Annotated in this window: 8 protein-coding genes; 7 read left to right on the top strand and 1 reads right to left on the bottom strand. The window is 43.2% G+C overall.

Annotation, left to right across the window (positions count from 1 at the left end; genetic code table 11):
* Nucleotides 1-33: 33 nt before the first annotated feature.
* Nucleotides 34-1,452, bottom strand: coding sequence for a diguanylate cyclase (locus HMPREF0023_RS08705; RefSeq protein WP_008941876.1), 1,419 nt, complete (start codon nt 1,450-1,452; stop codon nt 34-36).
* Between the two features lie 399 nt (nt 1,453-1,851).
* Here HMPREF0023_RS08705 and ndhC point away from each other — a divergent pair, with 399 nt between their 5' ends.
* The 7 genes from ndhC to nuoH all read left to right on the top strand — a co-directional run bounded on the left by ndhC (nt 1,852) and on the right by nuoH (nt 10,526).
* Nucleotides 1,852-2,403: an NADH-quinone oxidoreductase subunit A gene (gene ndhC / locus HMPREF0023_RS08700; protein ID WP_008941875.1), complete on the top strand. Its 552-nt coding sequence runs from the start codon at nt 1,852-1,854 to the stop codon at nt 2,401-2,403.
* A 6-nt stretch (nt 2,404-2,409) separates the two neighbouring features.
* Nucleotides 2,410-3,087 carry a NuoB/complex I 20 kDa subunit family protein gene (locus HMPREF0023_RS08695; RefSeq protein ID WP_004638049.1) on the top strand — a complete coding sequence of 226 codons (678 nt, stop codon included), beginning with the start codon at nt 2,410-2,412 and terminating at the stop codon, nt 3,085-3,087.
* Between the two features lie 88 nt (nt 3,088-3,175).
* Nucleotides 3,176-4,963: an NADH-quinone oxidoreductase subunit C/D gene (nuoC, locus tag HMPREF0023_RS08690; RefSeq protein ID WP_004638050.1), complete on the top strand. Its 1,788-nt coding sequence runs from the start codon at nt 3,176-3,178 to the stop codon at nt 4,961-4,963.
* 12 nt (nt 4,964-4,975) lie between these two features.
* Complete coding sequence (gene nuoE / locus HMPREF0023_RS08685; RefSeq protein WP_004638051.1) at nt 4,976-5,485, top strand: NADH-quinone oxidoreductase subunit NuoE; 510 nt, start codon at nt 4,976-4,978, stop codon at nt 5,483-5,485.
* Nucleotides 5,482-6,810: an NADH-quinone oxidoreductase subunit NuoF gene (gene nuoF / locus HMPREF0023_RS08680; RefSeq protein WP_008941874.1), complete on the top strand. Its 1,329-nt coding sequence runs from the start codon at nt 5,482-5,484 to the stop codon at nt 6,808-6,810. Before nuoE ends, nuoF begins: the two co-directional genes overlap by 4 nt.
* A gap of 11 nt (nt 6,811-6,821) precedes the next feature.
* Complete coding sequence (gene nuoG, locus HMPREF0023_RS08675; RefSeq protein WP_008941873.1) at nt 6,822-9,506, top strand: NADH-quinone oxidoreductase subunit NuoG; 2,685 nt, start codon at nt 6,822-6,824, stop codon at nt 9,504-9,506.
* Between the two features lie 3 nt (nt 9,507-9,509).
* Entirely contained in the window at nt 9,510-10,526 is a 1,017-nt protein-coding gene (gene nuoH / locus HMPREF0023_RS08670; RefSeq protein ID WP_004638054.1) for an NADH-quinone oxidoreductase subunit NuoH, read from the top strand.
* Nucleotides 10,527-10,542 lie beyond the last annotated feature (16 nt).

Raw genomic sequence — 10,542 nt, 5'->3', positions numbered from 1 at the left:
GATAATTAAAGTATTTAGCTGAATTGCAACAGATTATGTCGAAATGACCACTTGGTTTCGTCCTTGCCGCTTGGCACGATAAAGCGCATCATCGGCATGTTTGAATAATTGTTCAGTCGAGTAGTTTTTTTCTGGTGTGTTGATGCAGATACCAATGCTAGTTTGAATTGAGAAAATTTGTGCGTGTTCTAGTTGAATTGGAGATTCACTTACATGTTGGCGGATTTTTTCGGCACATTGATAGGCTACACTTTCATTGGTGTTGGCAATGAAAATTGCAAACTCTTCACCTCCCAAGCGTCCAAACAAGTCTTGAGGGTTTAAGAGCGTTTGAGTGGTTTTAACAAAGTGTTGTAAGGCACGGTCACCGATTTGATGGCCGTAGCTGTCGTTAATGTGTTTAAAGTGGTCAATATCAAGCATCAAGAAAGCACTTGTATGGCCTGCATTTTGGGCTTGTTCTTGGAGAATTTGCAGTGATTGAAGAAATTGACGACGTGTTAGGCTGGAGGTCAACTCATCGTGAGCAATAGTATGTTGTAGTTCTTCAATGAGTTTGGATCGAACTTTATTAATACTGGAAACAGTGAGTGGGGCAATTGTCATCATGATCAGCCCAAGACGCGTTGAGATCGTGTTGTTTAAATAATTGTCGGGATAAAGCAGTAAATAGTTTTGAGACACATGATAAATAATAAAGGCGCAACTGATCGAGCTAATGATGGTCACGGAAAAATGTTGATATCGCAGTGCGCACCAAATCAAGGGGGCAATGGGGTAAAGTAAAGAGCCGGGACCCGCATCATAGTAAGCGATCACAATCGAAACGACTACGGCAACCAAAGGCAAAACGGTTTGAATAGCGGTATCTTTTAGCTCTTTCAAACACTGTTTGAAGGCGGTTAGATTCGGCATGCTGATGAGTGCAGGTAGCAATAGTAAGGCATTTTGAATTTCGGATGTAAACCAATAGCCGAAGTCCTCCCAAAATGAACCTAAAGCAAAGGGCGTGTCTAAATAAGGCAGTAAAATTGCTGCAAATAGGGCACTAGCCAGTCCTCCAATACAACAAAAACTAAATAAGAATAAATAAAAATAGCCATGATGCATTGAGCGAATAATTTTACTAAAACGGACATACAAGGCTAGTGTTGTGATGACATAAAGTAGATTTGCGGTTGTTAAACAAATATTTAATATAAAAGGAGTATCTTGAGTAGTATCGGCAATCAGGTAGCCAACAATTGCCCCTATAAAACTAATTGGGTGGCGTGTTTGTGGAAAGCGAATTAATAAGCCAAGTAGCACCGAATTTGCAGGCCAAAAAGAAGCAAGAAATGTAAGGTGTCGTGTGGCAATCCCAAGTAGGCAACACAGAAAAATAACCCCAGCAAAAAGTAGAAAGAGTTGGAAGAGCGAGTGGGGTTTTAATGCTGCTTTGGGGTGAGGCATTCTGACGCGTTTCCATAAGGGGGAATTGGGTCGCGCTATTATATAAATTTTGTTTAAATTTTCATCATAAATTTATCGCAATGCAATGATTTAGTTCATGCTGCAATATTTTTGCGCATAGGGTGCGAAAGGCGGATGTTTTTGGCGCACGAGTAAAGAAAAAAATGATTAACTTCTGGTGTTTGATTAGTTAATTCGATTTTTGAGGGTGAATTAACCATGTTATTGGATATATTTGTAAATTTAAGGACAAAATCATCCGAAAGACTAAAGCGCTTCAACTAGCATGAGAAATTAGAAATCAGGTACAATTGGCGGAATTAATTTTGTGTTTGGTGTATTTGAAGGCCAATACATACATTCTTTGTTAAAAATAGGCCTGCCAGGAGTTATCCCCGCATGAGTGCCATTACTCCATACGATTGGGCGATTATTGCCTTCGTGATCGGCGTTACATTTCTTTGCGTTTTTATGCTGACCGTTCCTTTACTCCTTGGGGGTAAAGCATGGGGACGTGCCAAGCAAGAACAGTTTGAATCAGGTGTAGTGAGTGCGGGTGGTGCCCGTATTCGCTTGTCAGCCAAATTCTATTTAGTTGCAATTTTCTTTGTCGTTTTTGATTTAGAAGCACTTTACCTCTACGCGTGGGCAACTTCTGTGCGTGAAGTAGGTTGGGTTGGCTTTGCAGCTGCTGCAATTTTTATTTTGATTTTATTGATTGGTTTGGTTTACGAACTTTCAACTGGTGGACTGAATTGGGCACCTTCGGATCGTCGTAAAGCAGCAGGGATCAAAACAAAAATTGGTTCACCAAATATGAATATCGCTGACATTACTCGATTCAATAATATCGAAGAACTCGTTGTCGATCCTACTGGTCAAATTCCAGCACAGTCTTCTGGTCGTGTTAAATCTAAAACACCGACTACATCATCATTTGAACAGGAGTAAGTCGGGATGAAATATACTTTAACCCGTGCGAATCCAGATGCCGATCAATATCCATTGCAAGATCGTCAAATCGTCACTGATCCACTTGAGGAAGAAGTGAATAAAAGTGTGATGATGACACGTCTTGAAGATGTGTTGCATACCGCAGTCAACTGGGGACGTAAAAACTCATTATGGCCATTTAACTTTGGTACATCATGCTGCTACGTTGAATATGCAACAACTTTGACAGGCGTACATGACTTATCACGTTTTGGTGCTGAGGTTATTCGTGCTTCACCACGTCAGGCTGACTTGATGATTGTTGCAGGGACTTGCTTCGTTAAAATGGCACCTGTTATTCAGCGTTTGTACGAACAAATGTTGGAACCAAAATGGGTGATCTCAATGGGTGCTTGTGCTAACTCAGGTGGTATGTACGACATCTATTCAGTGGTTCAAGGTGTAGACAAAATTATTCCTGTTGATGTGTACATCCCAGGTTGCCCACCACGTCCAGAAGCATTGATTCAAGCATTGATGTTACTTCAAGACCAAATTCAACTAGAGCGCCGTCCACTTTCAGCGGTTATTGGTGATGATCTTCAGCCTGTGTATAAGCCAAAGATGATGCCAGAACGTGACCGTAAAAATGCTGAACGTATTGCGGTGAAAAACTTACGCTCTATGGATGAAATTAAATAATTTTAACGATGAGTTTTTGACATATCCCTGATGGATATGGTCATCGGAAAGAATTGCCAGAATTTGTATTAAATAGGAAGCCAAGCCAATGGCTGAAACTGACATTGCTATGCCAGAATCGACTCAAGTCGATTCACGCCCAGCATTTGCAATTGTAGAAGAGCTCAAAACCAAATTTGGTGAGAACTTTTACGTGCAGACGACTTGTGAAGAGTTTCCAACAGTCTGGGTTGAGCGCGCACGCGTGCAAGAAGTCCTTATGTTCCTCCGTAAAGTGGAACGTCCTTATGTGATGTTGTTTGACTTATCTGCGGTAGATGAGCGTTTGCGTGTTCACCGTGATGGGTTGCCACCATCTGACTTCACTGTGTTCTATCACTTATTATCGCTGGAGCGTAATAGTGATATTCGTATCAAAGTTGCGTTGAATGAAAATGATTTAAGCATTCCAACGGCAACCAATATTTGGCCAAATGCCAACTGGTACGAGCGTGAAGCTTACGATATGTTTGGAATTGATTTCGCCGGGCATCCAATGCTTCGTCGTATCTTATTGCCGACTTATTGGGAAGGTCATCCATTACGTAAAGAATATTCTGCCCGTGCGACAGAATATACGCCGTATATGCAAGATCAAGCCAAGCAAGATTTCGAGCAAGAGCATTTGCGTTTTGTACCAGAAGATTGGGGTCTAACACGCGGCAATGATGACGAAGACTTCATGTTCTTGAACTTGGGTCCTAACCATCCATCTGCGCATGGTGCTTTCCGTGTGGTTTTACAGTTGGACGGTGAAGAAGTCAAAGACTGTGTGCCAGATATCGGTTATCACCACCGTGGTGTGGAAAAGATGGCTGAACGTCAAACGTGGCATTCATTCATCCCTTATACGGATCGTGTTGACTACTTAGGTGGTTGTGCGCAAAACATGCCATATGTGATGGCGGTTGAGCAGCTTGCAGGGATTAAAGTTCCTGAGCGCGCACAAGTCATTCGTGTCATGTTGAACGAATTATTCCGTATCAATAACCACTTACTTTACTGTGGTACAGCGATTCAGGATGCGGGTGGTATGACGCCAGTATTTTATATGTTCGCTGACCGTCAAAAAGTTTACGACATCGTTGAGGCGATTACGGGTTACCGTATGCACCCAGCATGGTTCCGCATCGGCGGTACAGCACACGACCTTCCAAACAATTGGCAAAAGCTAGTTAAGGAATTGTTGGAGTGGATGCCGAAACGTTTGAACGAGTACTACACAGCTGCACTTAAAAACTCAGTATTTATCGGTCGTACGCGTAACGTTGCGCAATATGATGCTAAATCTGCGTTGGCTTGGGGTGTGACAGGTACAGGTTTACGTGCGACGGGTATTGATTTTGACGTTCGTAAATATCGTCCATACAGTGGTTATGAAAACTTCGACTTTGATATTCCAGTGGAATATGAAGGCGATGCATATGCACGTGTATTGGTACATTTCCGTGAAATCACTGAGTCTTTGAAAATCATTCAACAGTGCTTGGATAACATGCCTTCTGGTCCATATAAAGCGGATCATCCATTGGCTGTTCCACCACCGAAAGATAAGACATTACAAGATATTGAAACCTTGATTACGCACTTCTTGAGCGTGTCATGGGGTCCTGTAATGCCTGCAGGTGAAGCATCCTTTATGACTGAAGTGGTGAAAGGTGCGAGTACCTATTACCTCACTTCGGATAAGTCGACGATGAGTTACCGTACCCGTATTCGTACACCAACGTTCACGCACTTACAGCAAATTCCTTCCGTGATTAACGGCAGCTTGGTATCTGACTTGATCATTTATTTGGCGACCATTGATGTGGTTATGGCTGACGTGGATCGCTAGGGGTAAACGATTATGATGATTTTGACTGATAAAAAACCACGTGTGAATGTTGAAGGGATTTTGACTGCGGATGAAATCCATGAAATTGAACATCACATTGGTCATTACCCATACCCACGTGCAGCTTCATTGGATGCATTGAAATGTGTACAACGCCGTAACGGTTGGGTAGATGATGCACAAATGAATGCAATTGCGCAATTATTGACAATCAGTGTGGCGGATTTGGAAGGTGTAGCAACATTCTATAACCGTATCTACCGCCAACCTGTGGGGCGTCATGTAATTTTATTGTGTGATTCAATTGCTTGTTTCTTGATGGGTGCAGAAACGCTTGCAGAAGCGTTCCAACGTGAGTTGGGTATCCAGTATGGGCAAACTACAGCTGATGGTCGTTTTACCTTGCTCCCAATTTGCTGTTTAGGTAATTGTGACAAAGGTCCAACGTTAATGATTGATGAAGATACCCACGGTTTAGTGGACGTATCATCAGTTAAACAGTTATTGGAGAAGTATGTATGAATACTGAACCAAAACCAATTTATGGCGACGGTAATCCAGAAACTCATCCGCTGACTTGGCGTTTGAGTAAGCAAGATGCAGTACGCAATGCTGATGACTACGAAGCACTTGAAGGTTATGCAGGCTTTAAAAAAGCACTCAGCATGCCGCCAAAAGATGTACTTGAAGTCATCAAAGCTGCGACGGTTAAAGGCCGTGGTGGTGCAGGTTTCCCTGCGGGTATTAAATGGTCATTGATGGCGCCAAATGATAATTCTGGTCCTCGTTATTTGATCTGTAATGCCGACGAAATGGAGCCAGGTACCTTCAAAGACCGTTTGTTGATGGAAAAACTTCCTCATCAATTGATCGAAGGGATGTTGATTGCAGGTTATACCTTAGAAGCAACGCATGGTTATATCTTCATTCGTGGTGAATATATCGAAGCTGCTCAATACTTAAATGAAGCATTAGAGCAAATCCGTGCCAAAGGTTACTTAGGTGAAAATATCCTTGGTACCGGCTGGAACTTTGAAATGCATGTTCACACAGGAGCAGGTCGTTATATCTGTGGTGAAGAAACCGCATTGATTAACTCACTTGAAGGTCGCCGTGCCAATCCACGTACTAAACCACCATTCCCACAAGTTGCGGGTGCATGGGGTCGTCCGACGATTGTCAACAACGTTGAAACCTACAATAACTTGCCTGCGATTATGTTGCGTGGACCTGAATGGTACATCAACTTGTCTGCACACAAGTCTAAAGATCCTGGAACTAAAATTTACGGTGCATCAGGTAAGGTGAAGTTCCCTGGGCTTTGGGAATTGCCATTTGGTACAACAGCGCGTGAAGTAATTGAAGATCATGCGGGTGGTATGCGTGATGGTTTAACACTGAAAGCATGGTTACCGGGCGGCGCATCAACAGATTTCTTGGCTGCTGAACATATTGACTTGCCAATGGATGCTGAAAGCATCATGAAGGCAGGTTCTCGTTTAGGAACATGTTTGTTGATGGTGGTAGATGAAACGCAATGTATGGTTTCAGCGACCCGTAATCTAGAAGAATTCTTTGCGCGTGAGTCTTGTGGTTTCTGCACACCATGTCGTGATGGTTTACCGTGGGCTGTTAAAGCACTGAAAGCACTCGAAAATGGTGAAGGGAAGATGGAGGATATTCAACATCTCTCTGAACTTACTAAAAAATTGTGGATTGGTAAGACTTTCTGTGCCCACGCACCTGGTGCGATGGAGCCACTGATGGGCGCATTAAAATATTTCCGTCATGAGTTTGAGGCAAAGGTAAGTACCCATGCAGCAACTCGTGATGTAGAACAGGTTTAAGGAATTCGACTATGGCTACAATTCATGTCGATGGAAAATCGTATGAAGTCAACGGCTCAGAAAACTTGCTACAAGCATGTCTTAGCCTTGGCATCGATATCCCGTATTTTTGTTGGCACCCATCCTTAGGTTCTGTTGGTTCTTGTCGTCAATGTGCGGTAACTCAATACGCGAATCCTGAGGACACACGTGGGCGTTTGGTGATGTCTTGTATGACACCAGCCGCTGACAATACTTATATTTCGATTGAAGATAAAGAAGCAACAGAGTTTCGTGCATCGATTGTTGAATTCTTGATGACGAACCACCCACATGACTGTCCAGTTTGTGAAGAAGGTGGTCACTGTCATTTACAAGATATGACAGTGATGACACAGCATGATCGTCGTCGCTATCGCTTTACTAAACGTACCCATCATAACCAAGAGTTAGGCTCGTTTATTGCGCATGAGATGAACCGTTGTATCGCATGTTATCGTTGTGTGCGTTACTACAAAGACTATGCAGGCGGTACAGACTTTGGTGTGTATGCCAATGCTTCACGTGTTTACTTTGGTCGTCCAGAGTCAGGTACTTTAGAATCAGAATTCTCTGGTAACTTGACAGAAGTATGTCCAACAGGTGTGTTTACTGATAAGACACATTCAGCACGTTATAACCGTAAGTGGGACATGCAGTATGCGCCAAGTGTCTGCTTTGGTTGCTCTTCTGGCTGTAACATTTCTCCGGGTGAGCGTTATGGCGAAATCCGTCGTGTTGAAAACCGTTTTAATGGTTCAGTCAATCAATACTTCCTTTGTGATAAAGGTCGTTTTGGTACGGGTTATGTCAATCGTGAAGATCGTCCACGTCAACCTCAATTCCGTAATGGTGAAACTGTAGCAACCGTGAGTGTTGATCAAGCTCTTGATCAAGTGATTGCGCAGCTTAAAGGTAAAAAAGTTCTAGGTATTGGTTCTCCTCGCGCAAGCTTGGAATCAAACTACGCACTTCGCCAACTTGTTGGTCAAGATAACTATTCAACAGGTATGTCTCAAAAAGAGCAGAACTTGGTTGAGTTAGCTGCATCTATCATGCAAACAGAGGGTATCTATAACCCGAACATGCGTGAAATTGAAAGCTATGATGCCGTGTTGATCTTGGGTGAAGACTTAACGCAAACAGCACCACGTATGGCTTTGTCGGTTCGCCAAGCTGCGAAAAATAAAGCGAAAGAAATGGCTGCTAAAACGCGTACACCTGACTGGTTAGCAGAACCTGTACAACGTATTGGTCAAGAAGCAAAATCACCGATTTATATTCTTGCTGCAACACAAACGCGTTTAGCGGATGTGGCAACAGGTGAAGTGGTTGCTTCTCCAAACGATATTGCACGTTTAGGTTTTGCGGTTGCTGCTGCTGTGAAAGGTGAAACAGTATCTGGTCTTGATGATGACGCAAAAGCATTTGCACAAACCATTGCTGATACCTTAAAAGCTGCGAAAAAACCATTGATTATCTCTGGTACCAGCTTACAAGACCCGGCAATCATGGAAGCTGCTGCACAAGTTGCGCAGAATCTAGGTGAAAATGCGGGCTTATCATTGACAGTTCCTGAAGTGAACTCAATGGGCTTAGTATTATTCGGTGGCTTAAGCTTAGAACAAGCGTTTGCACAAGATTATGATGCAGTGGTTGTAGTTGAAAATGACTTAACTCGTCGTATCCCAGTTGCTCAAGTCAAAGCTGCATTGGATAAAGCTGAAACTGTGATTGTATTGGATCACAGTGAAACTGAAACCTTGAAACTTGCAGATATTGTTCTTTCTGCTGCCAGTTTTGCGGAAGGTGACGGAACTGTAGTCAGTCAAGAAGGACGTGCACAACGCTTCTATCAAGTGTATGACCCAAGCTACTACAAGCCTGAATATGCAATCAAAGAATCTTGGCGTTGGTTACATGCCGTTGAGACAGGTCTCAAAGGTAAAGCTGTAGATTGGACACTTCTTGATGATGTGATTGATGACATCGTGAAAAATGTTCCTGTGCTTGAAGCGATTCAAGATGTTGCACCAGATGCTGGCTATCGTATCCATGGTTTAAAAATTGCGCGTGAACCACGTCGTTATTCTGGTCGTACCGCAATGCGTGCGCCATTATCTGTTCATGAGCCTAAACAACCGACTGATCCTGACTCAGCATTAACTTTCTCGATGGAAGGTTATGTGGGTAATCAAACAGCATCTTCACTGGTACCATTTGCATGGTCAGCAGGTTGGAACTCACCACAAGCTTGGAATAAATACCAAGATGAAGTGGGTGGCCACTTAAAAGGTGGTGATTCTGGTGTTCGTCTTTTTGATCGTTTAGCAAAACGTCCTGCACGTAGCTATGTTGCACCAACTGCTGTTGTTGTGAACCCTGAAAGCTTCCGTCTTGTACCTATGCACCATATCTTTGGTTCTGGTGAATTCACAATTAAAACACCTGCAATGGAATCTCGTATTCCTGAAGCAATGTTTGCGGTCGGTGAGCAAGATGCGACACGTTTAAATGTTCAAGATGGTCAACGTATTACGGTAAAAGCAGGCGAAACCAGCATTAGCTTGCCTGTACAAGTGATTGAATATTTACCAACAGGTTATATTGGTTATCCAATTGGCTTAGCACCAACAGTTTCATTGGCAGAGCCTGTTTCTGTGGCGGTAGGAGTGTAATTCATGAATCAAGAAATTATACGTCAAACGCCACTTTGGGCTGAGAACTGGCCGATTGCCTACTCAGTGATTCAAGCCATTGTGATCTTGCTTGTGGTGGTATTGGTTGCTGCGTTGATGTCGTTTATTGAGCGTCGTCTGTTGGCATTATGGCAAGACCGTTATGGTCCAAACCGTGTTGGCCCTGGGGGTATGTTCCAGATCGTTGCCGACATGCTCAAGATCATGTTCAAAGAGGACTGGACACCAAAGTTTGCTGATAAGTTGACTTTCCGTTTAGCACCAGCAGTTGCGATGGCAACTGCGGTACTTTCCTTTATGGTCATTCCTGTGAGCCCAATGTTGGGTGTTGCAGATATGAGTATCGGTCTATTGTTCTTTATGGCAATGGCAGGTATTGCAGTCTACGCAGTGCTATTTGGTGGTTGGGCATCGAATAACAAATACTCATTGCTTGGTGGTCTTCGTTCAGCGGCACAAACCATTTCTTACGAAGTGTTCTTGGGTATTTCGTTGATGGGTGTGGTGGCGATTGCAGGTTCATTCAACCTACGTGAGATTGTTGAAGCACAACGAGATATGTGGTTTATCATCCCACAATTCTTAGGTTTCTTGATCTTTGTGGTTGCTGGTGTTGCGGTAACGCACCGTCATCCATTTGACCAACCTGAAGCTGAACAAGAGTTGGCAGAAGGTTACCATGTTGAATATGGTGGTATGAAGTGGGGGATGTTCTTCGTTGCAGAATATGTCAACGTGGTATTGATCTCAGCATTAATCGTGACTTTATTCTTCGGCGGATGGCTTGCACCATTTAACTTAGAAATTCCATTTGTTCCACCAGTTTTTTGGTTCGTAATTAAAACAGCATTCTTTGTAATGATGTTTGTCTTGGCACGTGGTTCATTAATGCGTCCACGTTATGACCAAGTGATGAATTTTGGTTGGAAAGTTTGTTTGCCATTGGCGTTGGTCAACTTGTTAGTGACTGGTGCTGTGATTCTGATGAATCAGGCCTAGGACAGCAGGGAGTACA

It is taken from the genome of Acinetobacter sp. ATCC 27244, assembly GCF_000156555.1.
GTDB classification, from domain to species: Bacteria; Pseudomonadota; Gammaproteobacteria; order Pseudomonadales; family Moraxellaceae; genus Acinetobacter; species Acinetobacter haemolyticus.
This window is presented reverse-complemented; position numbering and strand designations above follow the sequence as displayed.